12 protein-coding genes and 1 tRNA gene are annotated in these 17,441 nt (G+C 61.1%); all 13 read left to right on the forward strand.

All coding sequences use genetic code 11. The annotated features are described in order from the left end of the window. The first annotated feature begins 13 nt into the window (after positions 1-13). The 13 genes from AC2YJX_RS16925 to AC2YJX_RS16985 all read left to right on the forward strand — a co-directional run bounded on the left by AC2YJX_RS16925 (position 14) and on the right by AC2YJX_RS16985 (position 17,419). Positions 14-89, forward strand: a tRNA-Trp gene (locus AC2YJX_RS16925). Positions 90-180: 91 nt separating this feature from the next. Further along, a complete protein-coding gene (gene secE / locus AC2YJX_RS16930) occupies positions 181-567 on the forward strand; it encodes a preprotein translocase subunit SecE (protein ID WP_121422025.1) in 387 nt (128 codons plus the stop codon). Then, positions 564-1,160 carry a transcription termination/antitermination protein NusG gene (gene nusG / locus AC2YJX_RS16935; RefSeq protein WP_082437456.1) on the forward strand — a complete coding sequence of 199 codons (597 nt, stop codon included), beginning with the start codon at positions 564-566 and terminating at the stop codon, positions 1,158-1,160. Before secE ends, nusG begins: the two co-directional genes overlap by 4 nt. 163 nt (positions 1,161-1,323) lie before the next feature. Beyond that, a complete protein-coding gene (gene rplK / locus AC2YJX_RS16940) occupies positions 1,324-1,755 on the forward strand; it encodes a 50S ribosomal protein L11 (protein ID WP_010467238.1) in 432 nt (143 codons plus the stop codon). Continuing rightward, positions 1,756-2,451: a 50S ribosomal protein L1 gene (rplA, locus tag AC2YJX_RS16945; RefSeq protein ID WP_487256730.1), complete on the forward strand. Its 696-nt coding sequence runs from the start codon at positions 1,756-1,758 to the stop codon at positions 2,449-2,451. A 233-nt stretch (positions 2,452-2,684) separates the two neighbouring features. Continuing rightward, positions 2,685-3,209 (forward strand): 50S ribosomal protein L10, encoded by a 525-nt coding sequence (gene rplJ / locus AC2YJX_RS16950; protein ID WP_055398511.1) that lies wholly within the window; start codon positions 2,685-2,687, stop codon positions 3,207-3,209. Positions 3,210-3,249: 40 nt separating this feature from the next. Continuing rightward, on the forward strand, positions 3,250-3,627 hold the full coding sequence (rplL, locus tag AC2YJX_RS16955) for a 50S ribosomal protein L7/L12 (protein ID WP_008907085.1): 378 nt from the start codon (positions 3,250-3,252) through the stop codon (positions 3,625-3,627). 267 nt (positions 3,628-3,894) lie between these two features. Next, positions 3,895-8,007: a DNA-directed RNA polymerase subunit beta gene (gene rpoB, locus AC2YJX_RS16960; RefSeq protein ID WP_487256731.1), complete on the forward strand. Its 4,113-nt coding sequence runs from the start codon at positions 3,895-3,897 to the stop codon at positions 8,005-8,007. Between the two features lie 21 nt (positions 8,008-8,028). Beyond that, positions 8,029-12,264 carry a DNA-directed RNA polymerase subunit beta' gene (rpoC, locus tag AC2YJX_RS16965; RefSeq protein WP_055398513.1) on the forward strand — a complete coding sequence of 1,412 codons (4,236 nt, stop codon included), beginning with the start codon at positions 8,029-8,031 and terminating at the stop codon, positions 12,262-12,264. A gap of 156 nt (positions 12,265-12,420) precedes the next feature. Further along, a complete protein-coding gene (locus tag AC2YJX_RS16970; RefSeq protein ID WP_487256732.1) occupies positions 12,421-13,005 on the forward strand; it encodes a LemA family protein in 585 nt (194 codons plus the stop codon). A gap of 172 nt (positions 13,006-13,177) precedes the next feature. Beyond that, the gene (gene rsmB, locus AC2YJX_RS16975; RefSeq protein ID WP_487256733.1) at positions 13,178-14,506 is read left to right on the forward strand and encodes a 16S rRNA (cytosine(967)-C(5))-methyltransferase RsmB; all 1,329 of its coding nucleotides are present in this window, start codon (positions 13,178-13,180) and stop codon (positions 14,504-14,506) included. Between the two features lie 61 nt (positions 14,507-14,567). Continuing rightward, entirely contained in the window at positions 14,568-15,125 is a 558-nt protein-coding gene (locus tag AC2YJX_RS16980) for a DUF4390 domain-containing protein (protein WP_487256981.1), read from the forward strand. Then, a complete protein-coding gene (locus AC2YJX_RS16985) occupies positions 15,122-17,419 on the forward strand; it encodes a sensor histidine kinase (protein ID WP_487256734.1) in 2,298 nt (765 codons plus the stop codon). Before AC2YJX_RS16980 ends, AC2YJX_RS16985 begins: the two co-directional genes overlap by 4 nt. Positions 17,420-17,441: the final 22 nt, after the last annotated feature.

The following is a 17,441-nucleotide window of genomic DNA, read 5'->3' on the forward strand; positions in this document are numbered from 1 at the left end:
TAGCAAGGTATACAGGGGTATAGCTCAATTGGCAGAGCGTCGGTCTCCAAAACCGAAGGTTGTAGGTTCGATTCCTACTGCCCCTGCCACTTGAATGTGGCCCAAAACAAGCCCGCCAGACCCTGGCGGGCTTCGGTGTCTTAAGTGATGCCGTGCATCGGAAGCAGGAAATACTCAAAGATGGCCACTTCACAGGTTGAAACAGTCAATACAGGCGCAGACAAGGCCAAGCTCGCTGCGGTGGTGGCCCTGGTCATCGCTTCGGTTGCAGGCTTCTATTTGTTGGGAAAACAAGGCGCTGTGGTGCAGTGGGCTGCGCTGATCGTTGGGCTGGCTGCTGCTGCTGGCGTGTTCTTGGTGTCGGAGTCCGGTCGCCAGTTCGTTGCCTTTGCCAAAGACGCTTGGCGCGAGGTGAAGAAGGTCGTTTGGCCCACCCGCAAGGAAACCCTGCAGATGACGGCCTACGTATTCGCCTTTGTGGTGATCATGGCCCTTTTCCTGTGGTTCACTGACAAGACGCTGGAATGGGTCTTGTACGACTTGATTTTGGGCTGGAGAAAGTCATGACAACCGCTGCGGAAATCACTGGAGCAGAAGCTCCTGCAGGCGCTTCTGCTTCGGCAAATCCCGATCTGCGTTGGTACATTGTTCATGCCTACTCGGGCATGGAAAAGGCTGTGGAGCGCAATATTCAGGAGCGGATTGGTCGCTCAGGTATGCAGGACAAGTTTGGTCGAATTCTTGTGCCGACCGAGGAAGTGGTCGAAATGAAGAACGGCCAGCGCAAGACGACAGAGCGTCGCTTGTTTCCTGGCTATGTGTTCGTCGAGATGGTGATGGACGATGACACTTGGCATCTGGTGAAGCACACCAACAAGGTGACGGGGTTTGTAGGGGGGGCGAAAAATCGCCCTGCGCCGATTTCTGAAGAGGAAGTCCAGAAAATCGTCAGTCAGATGCAGGAAGGTACAGACAAGCCTCGCCACAAGATCGAATTCATGGTCGGCGAACTTGTACGTGTCAAGGAAGGTCCCTTCACCGACTTCAATGGTTCGGTTGAAGAGGTCAATTACGAAAAGAGCCGCGTGCGGGTCTCCGTGATGATTTTTGGCCGCTCCACGCCGGTCGAATTGGAGTTTGGGCAGGTCGAAAAGACATAGGTCTTTCGGATAACACCTAAGTTCTCCCTGGCGAGGCCAGGGTAAGCAGTTGGATGCCGCACTTTTCGACTCGGTGCGAACATCGTGATAGCGAGTCGTTAACCCCGGGGAGCCAGTTGTTGCGTGGTGCGACAACAGCGTTATGACCCGTAAGGAGTAAAACATGGCGAAAAAAATCGTCGGTTTTATCAAGCTGCAAGTTCCAGCTGGTAAGGCCAACCCATCCCCACCCATCGGCCCAGCACTGGGTCAACGTGGTCTCAACATCATGGAGTTCTGCAAGGCATTCAATGCGCAGACCCAAGGTGTGGAGCCAGGTCTGCCACTGCCCGTGGTCATCACGGCGTTCGCGGACAAGAGCTTTACCTTCATCATCAAGACGCCGCCTGCGACGACTCTGATCAAGAAGGCTATCAAGCTCGAAAAAGGTTCTTCCAATCCGCTGAAGACCAAGGTTGGCAAGATCACGCGCGAACAGCTCGAAGAAATCGCCAAGACCAAGATGAAGGACATGAATGCTGCGAATGTTGACGCTGCTGTCCGTACGCTGGCTGGTTCCGCTCGCTCGATGGGCGTGACGGTGGAGGGTTTGTAAATGGCCAAGTTGACAAAAAAGCAAAAGGCCCTGCAGGGCAAGGTTGACAGCACCAAGCTGTACGCCTTTGCAGATGCCGTGGTTCTGGTGAAGGAAGCTGCTACTGCTAAGTTCGATGAATCCATCGACGTGGCTGTTCAGCTGGGCATTGATGCCAAGAAGTCCGACCAGGTGGTGCGTGGCGCTGTCGTGCTGCCCAACGGTACTGGCAAGACGACCCGTGTGGCCGTCTTTGCGCAAGGTGCCAAGGCGGAAGAGGCCAGGGCTGCTGGCGCTGACATCGTTGGCATGGATGACCTGGCTGCCATGGTGAAGGCTGGTGACATGCCCTTCGACGTGGTGATCGCTGCTCCTGACGCCATGCGCGTTGTGGGTACCCTGGGTCAGATCCTTGGCCCACGTGGCCTGATGCCAAACCCCAAGGTGGGCACGGTTACTCCCGACGTCGCTACGGCCGTGAAGAACGCCAAGGCTGGTCAGGTGCAGTTCCGTGTGGACAAGGCCGGTATCGTGCACAGCACCATTGGCCGCCGCTCGTTCGACAATGAAAAGCTGCAAGGTAACCTGGCTGCACTGATCGACGCTCTGAACAAGGCCAAGCCTGCTTCGAGCAAGGGTCTGTACCTGCGCAAGGTCGCTGTGTCCTCCACGATGGGCGTTGGCGTCCGCGTGGACACACAATCCATCGCAGCGTAATTGCGGTAAAAAATCTTCGGGCCTGCAAGGGCCTGATGTGGTGGGCTGGGGTGGTGCAACAACCGTCTCCAGGCCATCCAAGACCGTTGGTGTGCAGCCTTGCACTTAATCCCTCCGGGGCCAACGCAGATGGCGATCCCGCTGCAGATGGAATTCATTCCGAAACAGTTGGTCGCTGCAACAAGAGCGTGTACGAGGGCGCAAGCCTGAATGCACAATTTAAGGAGTAGACCTTGAGTCTTAATCGCAGTGAGAAAGAAGCGGTCATCAGTGAAGTGACCAGCCTCGCCGCTAAAGCTCAAACGCTTGTGATCGCGGAATACCGTGGCATCACGGTCGCCGACATGACCAAACTGCGTGTGGAAGCTCGCAGCAAGGGCGTGAACCTGAGTGTTCTGAAGAACACTTTGGCCCGCCGTGCTGTGGCTGGCAGCGCGTTTGACGTGGTGGCTGACCAGATGACCGGTCCTCTGATCTATGGCTTCTCCGAAGACGCCGTGGCTGCCGCGAAAGTGGTGGCTGACTTTGCGAAAACCAACGACAAGCTGGTGATTCGCGGTGGCGCTTTCGGTGGTAAGGCCCTGGACGTGAACGGCGTTAAGCAACTGGCCAACATTCCTTCCAAGGAAGTTCTGCTGGCTCAGATTTGTGGCTTGCTTATGTCCCCCATGTCGCGTACGGCCGTTGTGCTGGGCGCACTGGCGGCGAAAAAAGGCGAAGGCGCAGCCGCACCGGCCGCCGAACCTGTTGCGGCTTGATAGCCCGGCAGACAACCAACACAATTGTTAGGAAATCAAAATGGCATTCGATAAAGACGCATTTTTGACCGCGCTGGACAGCATGACGGTTCTGGAACTCAATGACCTGGTGAAGGCCATTGAAGAGAAGTTTGGCGTGAGCGCTGCAGCCATGGCTGCTCCAGCTGCCGCTGGTGGTGGCGCTGGCGCCGCTGCTGCTGAAGAAAAGACGGAATTCAACGTGGTGCTGACCGAAGCTGGCGCCAACAAGGTGTCCGTCATCAAGGCAGTGCGCGAAATCACCGGCCTGGGCCTCAAGGAAGCCAAGGACCTGGTGGACGGCGCTCCCAAGAACGTCAAGGAAGGCATTGCCAAGGCCGACGCCGAAGCAGCCGTCAAGAAGCTGGTGGAAGCCGGCGCCAAGGCCGAACTCAAGTAATTCGGTCTTGCTCAAGGGCTGGAGTGCTCCTCAAAGGGCCTCCAGCCTTTGGTGCTTTCAGAGCGCACCCGAAAGCCGCCGTGCAAACGCTGGTTTTCGAGTGTCTTCTGACAACCCCGACAGCAGAAGACGCCTTGGTTCGGGTGATGTGCAACGCATCACCGTCCGCCATGGTTGGTAGTGGCCAACCGCCAAGCCCGTAAGGACAGCGCTCCTTGCGGGTCAGTCGTCGAAGACCCAGGACTCATGTCTTTGCCCGGAGATCTCATGGCCTATTCCTACACCGAACGCAAGCGAATTCGCAAAAGTTTCGGCACCCGCGATAGCGTGCTCGAAGTTCCTTATCTGCTGCAGATGCAGAAGGACGCCTACACCGCTTTCTTGCAGGCTGATAAAGCACCCCAGAAAAGAACCATCGAAGGCCTTCAGGCTGCATTCGACGCTGCCTTTCCTATCGTCTCCCACAACGGTTTTGTGGAGATGAAGTTCATTGAATACAACCTGGCCAAGCCGGCTTTTGATGTGCGCGAGTGCCAGACCCGTGGTCTGACTTTCGCCTCGGCTGTGCGCGCCAAGGTGCAACTGATCATTTATGACCGCGAGTCCTCGACCTCGCAGTCCAAGGTGGTCAAGGAAGTGAAGGAGCAAGAGGTCTACATGGGTGAAGTGCCCCTGATGACCGACAAGGGCTCGTTCATCATCAACGGCACCGAGCGTGTGATCGTGTCGCAGCTGCACCGTTCGCCGGGTGTATTTTTCGAGCATGACAAGGGCAAGACCCACAGCTCGGGCAAGCTGCTGTTCTCGGCGCGCATCATTCCTTACCGTGGTTCGTGGCTCGACTTCGAGTTCGACCCCAAGGACATCCTGTACTTCCGCGTGGACCGTCGCCGCAAGATGCCGGTCACGATCCTGCTCAAGGCCATCGGCCTGAATCCAGAATCTATCCTGGCGAACTTCTTCGTCAACGATAACTTCCGCTTGATGGACAGCGGTGCACAAATGGAATTTGTGTCCGAGCGTCTGCGTGGTGAAGTGGCCCGTTTTGACATCACCGACAAGTCCGGCAAGGTCGTAGTGGCCAAGGACAAGCGCGTGACGGCCCGCCACACCCGCGAACTGGAACAGTCTGGTACCACGCACATTAGTGTGCCCGAAGACTTCCTGATAGGTCGTGTCGTGGCCCGCAACATTGTGGATGGGGACACTGGTGAGATCATCGCCAAGGCCAATGACGAGCTGACCGAAGCGCTGCTCAAGAAGCTGCGCAGCGCTGGTGTGCAAGACGTACAGTGCATCTACACCAATGAACTCGACCAGGGGGCGTACATGTCGCAGACCCTGCGCATCGACGAAACGGTGGACGAATTTGCTGCACGCGTGGCCATCTACCGCATGATGCGCCCCGGCGAGCCGCCTACGGAAGACGCCGTGCAGGCCCTGTTCCAGCGCCTGTTCTACAACCCCGACACGTACGACCTGTCGCGTGTGGGCCGCATGAAGTTCAACGCCAAGATTGGCCGCGACGAATCCACTGGCCCCATGGTGCTGTCCAACGAAGACATCCTGGCTGTGGTCAAGATTCTGGTGGACCTGCGCAACGGCAACGGCGAAGTCGATGACATCGATCACCTGGGCAACCGCCGCGTGCGTTGCGTGGGCGAACTGGCCGAAAACCAGTACCGCACGGGCCTGGCACGTATCGAAAAGGCGGTGAAGGAACGTCTGGGCCAGGCCGAGCAAGAGCCGCTGATGCCCCACGACCTGATCAACAGCAAGCCGATCTCGGCTGCCCTGAAGGAATTCTTCGGCGCGTCGCAGCTGTCGCAGTTCATGGACCAGACCAACCCGCTCGCCGAAATCACGCACAAGCGCCGTGTTTCCGCCCTGGGCCCGGGTGGTCTGACCCGCGAACGCGCAGGCTTCGAAGTGCGCGACGTGCACGTAACCCATTACGGCCGCGTCTGCCCTATCGAAACGCCTGAAGGCCCTAACATCGGCCTGATCAACTCGCTGGCTCTATACGCTCGGCTGAACGAGTACGGTTTCATCGAAACCCCTTACCGTCGCGTGGTCGATGGCAAGGTCACGAACGAGATCGACTATCTCTCCGCCATCGAAGAAGGCAAGTACGTGATCGCGCAGGCGAATGCAGTGCTCGACAAGGATGGCCGTTTGACGGGTGATCTGGTGTCTGCCCGTGAGAAGGGTGAATCCATTCTGTGTGGTGCAGACCGCGTGCAGTACATGGACGTGTCGCCCGCGCAGATCGTGTCGGTCGCGGCTTCGCTGGTGCCCTTCCTGGAACACGATGATGCGAACCGCGCGCTGATGGGCGCCAACATGTCGCGCCAGGCCGTGCCAGTGCTGCGTCCTGAAAAGCCGCTGGTGGGCACGGGCATCGAGCGCGTGGCTGCCGTGGACTCGGGCACCGTCGTGACGGCGACCCGTGGCGGTGTGGTGGACTATGTGGATGCGACCCGTATCGTGATCCGCGTCAACGATGCCGAAGCCGTGGCCGGTGAAGTGGGTGTGGACATCTACAACCTCATCAAGTACCAGCGTTCCAACCAGAACACCAATATCCACCAGCGCCCCATCGTCAAGAAGGGCGACATGCTGGTCAAGGGTGACGTGATCGCCGACGGCGCATCGACGGACTTCGGCGAAATCGCCATCGGCCAGAACATGCTGATCGCGTTCATGCCTTGGAACGGCTACAACTTCGAAGACTCGATCCTGATCTCCGAACGCGTGGTGGCCGAAGACCGCTATACCTCGATCCACATCGAGGAACTCGTGGTCATGGCGCGCGACACGAAGCTGGGCGCCGAAGAAATCACGCGCGACATTCCGAACCTGTCGGAGCAGCAACTGAACCGCCTGGACGAGTCCGGCATCATCTACGTGGGCGCCGAAGTGCAACCCGGCGATACGCTGGTGGGCAAGGTCACGCCCAAGGGCGAAACGACGCTCACGCCTGAAGAGAAGCTGCTGCGCGCCATCTTCGGCGAGAAGGCTTCCGACGTGAAGGATACCTCGCTGCGCGTGGACCAAGGCTCGTCGGGCACCGTGATCGACGTGCAGGTCTTCACCCGCGAAGGCATCCAGCGCGACAAGCGCGCCCAGCAGATCATCGACGATGAACTCAAGCGCTTCCGCCTGGACCTGAACGACCAGCTACGCATCGTGGAGGCTGACGCCTTCGACCGTATCGAGAAGCTGCTCAACGGCCGTGTGGCCAACGGCGGCCCGCAGAAGTTGGCCAAGGGCACGAAGATCGACAAGGCCTACCTGTCTTCCGTCGAGAAGTTCCACTGGTTCGACATCCGCCCGGCTGAAGACGAAGTAGCTACGCAACTCGAGTCCATCAAGAACGCGCTGGAGCAGACGCGCCACAGCTTCGACCTGGCTTTTGAAGAAAAGCGCAAGAAGCTCACGCAAGGCGACGAGTTGCCAGCTGGCGTGCTGAAGATGGTCAAGGTGTACTTGGCCGTCAAGCGCCGTCTGCAGCCAGGTGACAAGATGGCCGGCCGCCACGGTAACAAGGGTGTGGTCTCCAAGATCGTTCCGGTCGAAGACATGCCTTACATGGCCGACGGCACACCTGCCGATATCGTTCTGAACCCGCTGGGCGTGCCCTCGCGGATGAACATTGGTCAGGTGCTGGAAGTCCACCTGGGCTGGGCCGGCAAGGGCATTGGCCAACGCATCGGCAACATGCTGCAGGAACAGGCCAAGGCCGCCGACATGCGCAAGTTCCTCGAAGAGGTGTACAACTCGCGCGGCCGCACGGAAGACCTGTCGCTGCTCAGCGATGACGACGTGATGGCCATGGCTGCCAACCTGACCAACGGTGTGCCTTATGCGACGCCCGTGTTCGATGGTGCTTCGGAAGAAGAAATCAAGGACATGCTCAAGATCGCCTACCCAGACGACATAGCAGAGCGCAAGGGCCTCACGCCCACCCGCACGCAGGCGTACCTGTTCGATGGCCGTACGGGCGAGCGCTTCGAGCGTCCCACCACCATTGGTTACATGCACTACCTGAAGCTGCACCATTTGGTGGACGACAAGATGCACGCCCGCTCGACCGGTCCTTACTCGCTCGTCACGCAGCAGCCGCTGGGTGGTAAGGCGCAGTTTGGTGGCCAGCGTTTCGGGGAAATGGAAGTGTGGGCGCTGGAAGCTTATGGCGCCGCCTACGTCCTGCAGGAAATGCTGACCGTGAAGTCCGACGACGTGGTGGGCCGTACCAAGGTGTACGAATCCATTGTCAAGGGCGAACACGCCATCGAAGCCGGCATGCCGGAATCGTTCAATGTGCTGGTCAAGGAAATCCGTTCGCTGGGCCTGGACATCGAGCTGGAACGCTCCTAAGCAGAAAAGGAAAGAGTCACTATGAAATCGCTACTCGACCTGTTCAAGCAATTCACGCCGGACGAGCATTTCGATGCCATCCGCATCGGCATGGCTTCGCCCGAAAAGATCCGTTCGTGGTCTTTCGGCGAAGTGAAGAAGCCCGAAACCATCAACTACCGCACGTTCAAGCCCGAGCGCGACGGCCTGTTCTGCGCCAAGATTTTTGGTCCCATCAAGGACTACGAATGCCTGTGCGGCAAGTACAAGCGCCTCAAGCACCGTGGTGTGATCTGCGAGAAGTGCGGCGTTGAAGTCACGCAGACCAAGGTGCGCCGCGAGCGCATGGGCCACATCGACCTGGCCGCACCCTGCGCCCACATCTGGTTCCTGAAGTCGCTGCCATCGCGTCTGGGCCTGGTGCTGGACATGACGCTGCGCGACATTGAGCGCGTGCTGTACTTTGAAGCCTATGTGGTGACCGACCCCGGCATGACGCCGCTGAAGAAGTTCAGCATCATGTCCGAGGACGACTACGACGCCAAGCGCAAGGAATACGGCGACGAATTCATCGCCAAGATGGGCGCTGAGGGTATCAAGGACCTGCTGGAATCCATCGACATCGACATGTCGATTGAGCGCCTGCGTGGCGACCTGACCGGCTCTGAAGTCAAGGTCAAGAAGAACGCCAAGCGCCTGAAGGTGCTGGAAGCGTTCAAGAAGTCGGGCATCAAGCCCGAGTGGATGGTGCTCGAAGTGCTGCCCGTGCTGCCACCGGACCTGCGTCCGCTGGTGCCGCTGGACGGCGGCCGCTTTGCGACCTCCGACCTGAACGACCTGTACCGCCGCGTTATCAACCGCAACTCGCGTCTGCGCCGCCTGCTGGAGCTGAAGGCCCCTGAAATCATCGCCCGCAACGAAAAGCGGATGCTGCAGGAAGCTGTTGACTCGCTGCTGGACAACGGCCGCCGTGGCAAGGCCATGACGGGCGCCAACAAGCGTGCTCTGAAGTCGCTGGCCGACATGATCAAGGGCAAGTCGGGTCGTTTCCGCCAGAACTTGCTGGGCAAGCGCGTGGACTACTCCGGTCGTTCCGTGATTACCGTGGGCCCAACGCTCAAGCTGCACCAGTGCGGCCTGCCCAAGCTGATGGCGCTGGAACTGTTCAAGCCTTTCATCTTCTCGCGCCTCGAAGCCATGGGCATCGCGACGACGATCAAGGCCGCCAAGAAGGAAGTCGAATCCGGCACCCCCGTGGTGTGGGACATCCTGGAAGAGGTGATCAAAGAGCACCCTGTGATGCTGAACCGTGCACCTACGCTGCACCGTTTGGGTATCCAGGCCTTTGAGCCCATCCTGATCGAAGGCAAGGCCATCCAGCTGCACCCCCTCGTTTGCGCGGCTTTCAACGCCGACTTCGACGGTGACCAGATGGCTGTCCACGTCCCGCTGTCGGTGGAAGCGCAGATGGAAGCCCGCACGCTGATGCTGGCCTCCAACAACGTGCTGTTCCCCGCATCGGGCGAACCCTCCATCGTTCCTTCGCAGGACGTGGTGCTGGGCCTGTACTACGCCACCCGCGATCGCATCAACGGCAAGGGCGAAGGCTTGGTGTTTGCCGATACCGGTGAAGTGCAACGTGCTCTGGACGCCGGCGAGGTCGAACTGGCCGCCAAGATCACGGTGCGCATGACCGAGTGGACCAAGAACAAGGAAACGGGCGAATTCGTTCCGTCCACCTCGCTCGTGGAAACCACGGCCGGCCGTGCGCTGCTGTCCGAGATTCTTCCCAAGGGCCTGCCGTTCTCCAACATGAACAAGGCGCTCAAGAAGAAGGAAATCTCGCGCCTGATCAACGTCTCGTTCCGCAAGTGCGGTCTGAAGGAAACGGTCGTGTTCGCCGACAAGCTGCTGCAAAACGGCTTCCGTCTGGCCACGCGCGCCGGCATCTCGATCGCCATTGATGACATGCTGGTGCCGCCACAAAAGGCCGGCATCATCGAGCGCTCCGAGAAGGAAGTGAAGGAGATCGAACAGCAGTATGTGTCCGGTCTGGTCACCTCTGGCGAGCGCTACAACAAGGTGGTGGACATCTGGGGCAAGGCCGGCGACGAAGTGTCCAAGGTGATGATGGCCCAGCTGTCCAAGCAGAAGGTCATGGACCGCCACGGCAAGGAAGTGGACCAGGAGTCCTTCAACTCCATCTACATGATGGCCGACTCTGGCGCTCGCGGTTCTGCAGCCCAGATTCGTCAGGTGGCCGGTATGCGGGGTCTGATGGCCAAGCCAGACGGCTCGATCATCGAAACGCCTATCACCGCGAACTTCCGCGAAGGTCTGAACGTGCTGGAGTACTTCATCTCCACCCACGGTGCCCGTAAGGGTCTGGCCGACACGGCGCTGAAGACCGCCAACTCGGGTTACCTGACCCGCCGTCTGGTGGACGTGACGCAGGATCTGGTGGTGACCGAAGAAGATTGCGGCACTTCCAATGGTTCGCTGATGCGCGCCATCGTCGAAGGCGGTGAAGTGATCGAATCGCTGCGCGACCGTATCCTGGGCCGCACGGCGGCTGAAGACGTGCTGCACCCCGAGAACCGCTCGGTGCTGGTCTCAGCGGGTGTCATGCTCGACGAAGACCTCATCGAAGAACTCGAAGCGGCTGGCGTGGACGAAGTGAAGGTTCGCACGGCACTGACCTGCGAAACCCGCTACGGCCTGTGCGCCAAGTGCTATGGCCGCGACTTGGGCCGTGGCGGCCTGATCAACCTCGGCGAAGCCGTGGGTGTGATTGCTGCCCAGTCCATCGGTGAACCCGGCACGCAGCTGACCATGCGCACGTTCCACATCGGTGGTGCCGCATCGCGCGCTGCCATCGCATCGAGCGTGGAAGCCAAGTCCAACGGCGTGATCGGCTTCAACGCCACGATGCGCTACGTGAGCAACACCAAGGGTGAGCTGGTGGTGATTGCGCGTTCGGGTGAAATCATCATCCACGACGAGCATGGCCGCGAGCGCGAACGCCACAAGGTGCCTTACGGTGCAACGCTGACGGTCAAGGCCGACCAGACCATCAAGGCTGGCACCATCCTCGCCAACTGGGATCCGCTGACGCGCCCCATCATCACCGAGTTCGCCGGTCAGACCAAGTTCGAGAACGTCGAAGAAGGTCTCACGGTGGCCAAGCAGGTCGACGAAGTGACCGGCCTGTCCACGCTGGTGGTGATCGATCCGAAGCGCCGTGGCGCTGCCAAGGTCGTGCGTCCGCAGGTGAAGCTGATCGACGCCCAGGGCAACGAAGTGAAGATCCCTGGCACCGACCACTCGGTGACCATCGGCTTCCAGGTGGGCGCTCTGATTCAGGTGCGCGACGGCCAGGACGTGGGCCCCGGCGAAGTGCTGGCCCGTATCCCGGTCGAAGGTCAAAAGACCCGCGACATTACCGGCGGTCTGCCCCGTGTGGCCGAGCTGTTCGAAGCCCGTACGCCGAAGGACAAGGGCACGCTGGCCGAGATGACCGGTACCGTGTCGTTCGGCAAGGAAACCAAGGGCAAGGTCCGCTTGCAGATCACTGATCCTGAAGGCCATGTGTTCGAAGAACTCGTGCCCAAGGAAAAGAACATCCTGGTGCACGAAGGCCAGGTGGTGAACAAGGGCGAATCGATTGTGGACGGCCCGGCCGACCCACAAGACATCCTGCGTTTGCTGGGTATCGAAGAGCTGTCGCGCTACATCGTTGATGAAGTGCAGGATGTGTACCGCTTGCAGGGTGTGAAGATCAACGACAAGCACATCGAGGTGATCGTTCGCCAGATGCTGCGCCGTGTCGTGGTCGAGAACGTTGGCGAGTCCAACTACATCGCCGGTGAACAGATCGAGCGTTCCGAGATCCTCAACACCAACGATGCGTTGCAGGCCGAAGGCAAGATCCCCGCGACCTACAGCAACCTGCTGCTGGGTATCACCAAGGCTTCGCTGTCGACCGACTCGTTCATCTCGGCCGCTTCCTTCCAGGAAACGACCCGCGTGCTCACCGAGGCTGCCATCATGGGCAAGCGCGACGAGCTGCGTGGCCTGAAGGAAAACGTGATCGTGGGTCGCCTGATCCCGGCCGGTACCGGCATGGCCTACCACCAGGCACGCAAGGCCAAGGACGCCATGGACGACGCCGAGCGCCGCGCCATTGCTGAAGCCGAAGCCGCCGAGATGGAAGCCCAGGGTGAAGCAACGGAAGTCGAGGGCAGCACCTCCACCGCGACCGACGCAGCCGCTGACTAAGCCTTCGGGCCGCCTCTGAAAAGCTCCCGTCCTGTCCCTGGCAGGCCGGGAGCTTTTTTCTGGAACCCGCACTTCGATCTTTTGCAGTCTTCGCCTTTCTCCCTCATTTCCTTATCGGGCCGTAACGCGTGGTGCACGCGAGGACGGCAACTGTGCATGTGGTCATCGCCCCTTTTTTGGATTGTTTTTGCCATTGCCGCTTTTTGGGCGCTGGGCGCCTACAACCGCCTGATGCGGCTGCGCTCGGCCGTTGTGCAGGCGTTTGGCAGCTTTGACGCTCACATGGTGCGCCAGCTGTCTTTGATGGGTGAGTATGGTGCGGCGCAAGCGGTACAGCAGGTCCCCTCGGCAGGTGGCACGGAGCCAGAGATGGCGGCACTGCAAGGCGCCACCACCCAGTTGAGCGCATCCTTGGCCATGGCGCGGGCGCGTCCCTTGCAGCCAGACGCGGTGGCCGCCTTGGCGGCAGCGCGCGAGGTGCTCCATGCGTCCTGGCAGAAGGCCACACACAACAGTGGGCAAGCGACCCGGGCGCAGGCGTCTGTGGCTACCGCCGCTGCGGACGCGCCGCCCATGTCCCCATCACTGTGGCAGGTTCGGTGGGACGAGCATGTTCTGCAGAACGACCAGGCGATGCGTGTTTTCAACGAAGCGGTGTTGCACTACAACGCTGCCATTGCCCAGTTTCCAGCCAACCTGCTGGCCTGGGTGTTCGGATTCAAGGCCGCCCGCAGGCTGTAGAAAGGTTGCCAGGACCACGATGAACCCACCCGCACCACGACAACAACCCCCACGCCCTGCGTCCCGCCCCGGGCCTAACAAGCGAGCCGACCGAGCCAACAATGCGCCAGCCCGTGACCGGACGCTTTCCGGCCCGGGCGGCGCCAGTCGCCCGGGGGCGGGCGGTCAGTCCGTGGCGCTATGGCAACAGTTGGAGGCTGTGGCCAGTGCCTTGCAGGCCATTCGCGCCGGGCAGTCGGGCACCGCAGCACTGGCGGCGGTAGACACAGCTCTGCGCCCTGGGGTGCAGTCTCTCCTGTTCCAGGTGCTGCGCCAGGCCGGACGGGCCGAGGCGTTGCGCCGCCAGATGGTTGCACGCACGCCTCCACCGGCTGCGGATGCGCTGTTGTGTACTGCGCTGGCGCTGTGCTGGAACCCTGAGGAGTCGCCGTACGAGCCGTTCACCTTGGTGAACCAGGTGGTGGAAGCGGCCAAACGCAGCGCGTCCACGCGTGCGCAGGCGTCATTCCTCAACGGTTGCTTACGCCGCTTTCTGCGCGAACGCGAAGCGCTGGTTGCCCGCACCGATGGCGATCCGCTGGCCCGTTGGAACCATCCGGTGTGGTGGGTCGAGCGCCTGCGCAAGGACCATCCCCAGCACTGGGAGCAGATTCTGCAGGCCAACAATGCCCACGCACCGATGACGCTGCGGGTCAATGCACAAAAAAGCACTCTAGCGCTTTACCAGAAAGCACTGGAAGCTATCAATTTAGAAGCAATTCCGTCTGGGAGTGTAGGGCTGGTATTGCAGCACCCCGTGCCCGTGCAATCGCTGCCGGGGTTTGAAGAGGGCTGGGTCTCGGTGCAGGATGCCGCAGCCCAGATGGCTGCGCCCCTGTTGCTTGAAGGTCTAGACCTCACCCGGCCTGTGCGGGTGCTTGACGCCTGTGCGGCGCCCGGGGGTAAAACCGCCCACCTTCTGGAGTGGGCGGGCGCTGGTGCGCCGATACAGGTCACTGCGCTGGAGATCGATGCCACCCGCAGCGCGCGCATTGGTGAGACCTTGCAGCGCCTGGGGCTGCGCGCCCAGGTGGTGGTGGCCGATGCGGCGCGTCCGCAAGACTGGTGGCAGCAGCATTGCGATGGTGCGCAGTTCGATGCCATCTTGCTGGATGCGCCCTGCACGGCCTCGGGCATCGTGCGCCGCCATCCGGATGTGCGCTGGCTGCGCCGCGAGAGCGATATTGCGCAGCTTGCAGGCCTGCAGGCCCGGTTGCTCAAGACCCTGTGGCCGCTGTTGCGCCCTGGCGGACGGCTGCTGTATTGCACGTGTTCCGTGTTCCGTGCCGAAGGCGACGACCAGGTGCAAACGTTTCTTGCACACAACACCGATGCGCAATTGCTGCCGTCGCCGGGTCATTTAATCCCCGCCAACGGGGACAAGCCCGGAGCTGTCCCGGACAATCGGTCGGGTGACCACGACGGATTTTTTTACGCACTGTTGCAAAAATCGCCGCAATGAGTTCCGTGGGGCTCGTTGGGTGGCGATCTGTGCGCTCTTTCTCTTGGTGGCATGGGCTGCAATGGTGCGGTCGGCCGTCGCTGGCCAGCCGGTGGACCCCGAGGTGGGCGAACTTCGGCTCGACCGTGCCGAGGATGGCCTCTACCTCAGCGCCACACTGCAATTTGTGCTGCCGGAGCTTGCCGAGGATGCGCTGTACAAGGGCATTCCCATGTTCTTCGTGGCCGAGGCCCAGGTTTTGCGAGACCGCTGGTACTGGTCTGACCGCCAAGTGGCTGAAACCACCCGCTATCTGCGGCTAAGTTACCAGCCGTTGACGCGACGTTGGCGTCTGAACATCTCCCCGGTACCTTTCACCAACAGTGGCCTGGGTGTGGTTTTGGGGCAGAATTTTGACAGTTATGCCGATGCGTTGTCAGCCATTCAGCGCATTTCGCGATGGAAGATCGCTGAACGCGATGTCATTGAGTCAGATGCCGTCCATACGGTCAATTTCCGGTTCCGGCTTGACATGTCGCAGTTGCCCCGACCCTTCCAGATCGGTGCCGTGGGGCGCTCGGGCTGGAATCTCCTGGTGTCCCGCAGCCAACGCCTGGCTGCAGAGACCGTCGCCAAGTGAGCCCTCCAGAGTCTTCCCAGACGGGAGCTTCCGCGTCGGCCCATGCTGCCGCACGCCAGTCGCGCGCCGTGCGCTGGGCCGTGGGGGTTGGGGCCGCCATCATGTCGGCTATCGGCATGGTGCTGTTGTTCCTGCTCACCCTGGCCACCAACAACCGCGCGCTGTACGAGCGCAACTATGCCTGGCTCTTTGGCGTGAACGTTTTGGTGGCCGTGCTGCTGCTGGCCGTGCTTGTGTGGGTGGCGGTGCGCCTGGGCATGCGCTTGCGCAAAGGGCGCTTTGGCAGTCGACTGCTGGTCAAGCTTGCGGCCATCTTTGCGCTGGTGGGTCTGATGCCGGGGCTGCTGATCTATGTGGTGTCCTACCAGTTTGTCACGCGGTCCATTGAGAGCTGGTTCGATGTGAAAGTGGAGGGCGCTCTTTCAGCGGGGGTGAACCTGGCCCGTGTGTCGCTGGATTCGCTGGCCGCCGACATGGCCTCAAAAGCGCGCAATGCCAGTGCCCAAGTGGCGCAGGTGCCTGATGCCGCGGCTGGCCTGGTGCTGGAGCGCATCCGCGACCAGCTGGGAGCCACCGATGTCGTGCTCTGGAATGCTGCGGGCCAGGCGGTAGCCAGTGCAGGCCAATCGCGCTTTAGCCTGAACCCCGACCGGCCCGGCGTGGCGTTGCTGCGCACCGTGCGGCAGCAGCGCGCCACCGCGCAGATCGAGGGCCTGGACGATATTTCGGACCCTGCCGCGGCACAGAATGCGCGCGTGAAAGTGCTGGCGCTGGTCAGCAGCCCCAGCGTCGGCTTGCTCGTGGAGCCCCGATACCTGCAGGCCACGTTGCCCCTGCCGCCTGCGCTGGTGGCCAACGCCATTGCCGTGCAGGAGGCCAACCGCGAATACCAGGAGCGAGCCTTGGCCCGTGGGGGGCTGCGGCGCATGTATGTGGGCACGCTTACGCTGAGCCTGTTCCTGGCTGTCTTTGGCGCCGTGTTGCTGGCGGTGTTGCTGGGCAACCAGCTGGCCCGCCCGCTGCTGGTGCTGGCCGAGGGGGTGCGCGAGGTGGCGGCTGGCAATCTCAGCCCCAAGGCTGCATTGCAGGGCAAGGATGAGCTGGGTGGACTCACACGCTCTTTTGCACTGATGACCCAGCAGTTGTCCGACGCCCGCCATGCCGTGGAGCAGAGCATGGGCGAGGTCGATGCCGCACGCGCCAACCTGCAGACCATCCTGGACAACCTCACGGCGGGGGTGATCGTGCTGGATGCCCAAGGTTTGATCCGATCGTCCAATCCGGGGGCCACCCGCATCCTGCGGGCACCGATGGCGGCCTATGAGGGGCGACCCCTGTCGGAAGTGCCAGGGCTCGCCGAGTTTGCGGCGTCGGTGCAAGGGCACTTCGACGCTTTCCTGGGCGACCACGAACGCCATGGACTGGACCACTGGCAGCAGCCTTTTGAGCTGCATGCGTCTTCTGGCGGCGTCGGGCAACACGCTACCAGCCTCGTCGCGCGGGGGGCGGAACTGCCCGATTCGGCCAGACTGTTGGTTTTTGACGACATTTCGGAAATTGTTTCCGCCCAGCGCGCGCAGGCTTGGGGTGAGGTGGCGCGGCGCCTGGCGCACGAAATCAAGAACCCGCTCACGCCCATCCAGCTGTCTGCGGAGCGGCTGGAAATGAAGCTCTCTGGCAAGCTGCCCGGCACTGAACAGGCCATCCTCGCCAAGTCCGTCAAGACCATCGTGGACCAGGTCGATGCGATGAAGCGGCTGGTCAACGAATTCCGCGATTACGCACGCTTGCCTGCTGCAGAACTCCATGCACTGGACCTCAATGCCCTGGTGGCCGACGTGCTCCATCTCTACGGCGAAGAGAACGCCGCCGTGCGCGTAGAAGCCGAGCTGGACCCGCGCTGCCCCTCTATCGCAGGCGATGCGCAGCAGCTGCGGCAGGTTGTGCACAACCTGCTGCAAAACGCGCAAGACGCCACCGAGCAGGCGCGCGCTGGAACCTCGGAGCCCGTGCCCCCGGTACGCATCAGCACGCGCTGGAGTGAGTCCTCGCGCCGCGTGCGGCTCACGGTATCCGACAGTGGTGGGGGCTTTCCTGCGCACATCCTGCAGCGTGCCTTCGAGCCCTACGTCACCACCAAGCCCCGGGGCACCGGCCTGGGTCTGGCCGTGGTCAAAAAGATTGCCGATGAGCACGGTGCGCGCATTGACTTGTCGAATCGGACCGAAGATGGCGTAGTGCGGGGGGCCCAAGTGTCGTTATCATTCGCCCCTGAACCAGCGGTGGCGTCATAACAACACCGCCCCGCAGTACCCC

This window comes from Acidovorax sp. SRI_002 (assembly GCF_057586455.1).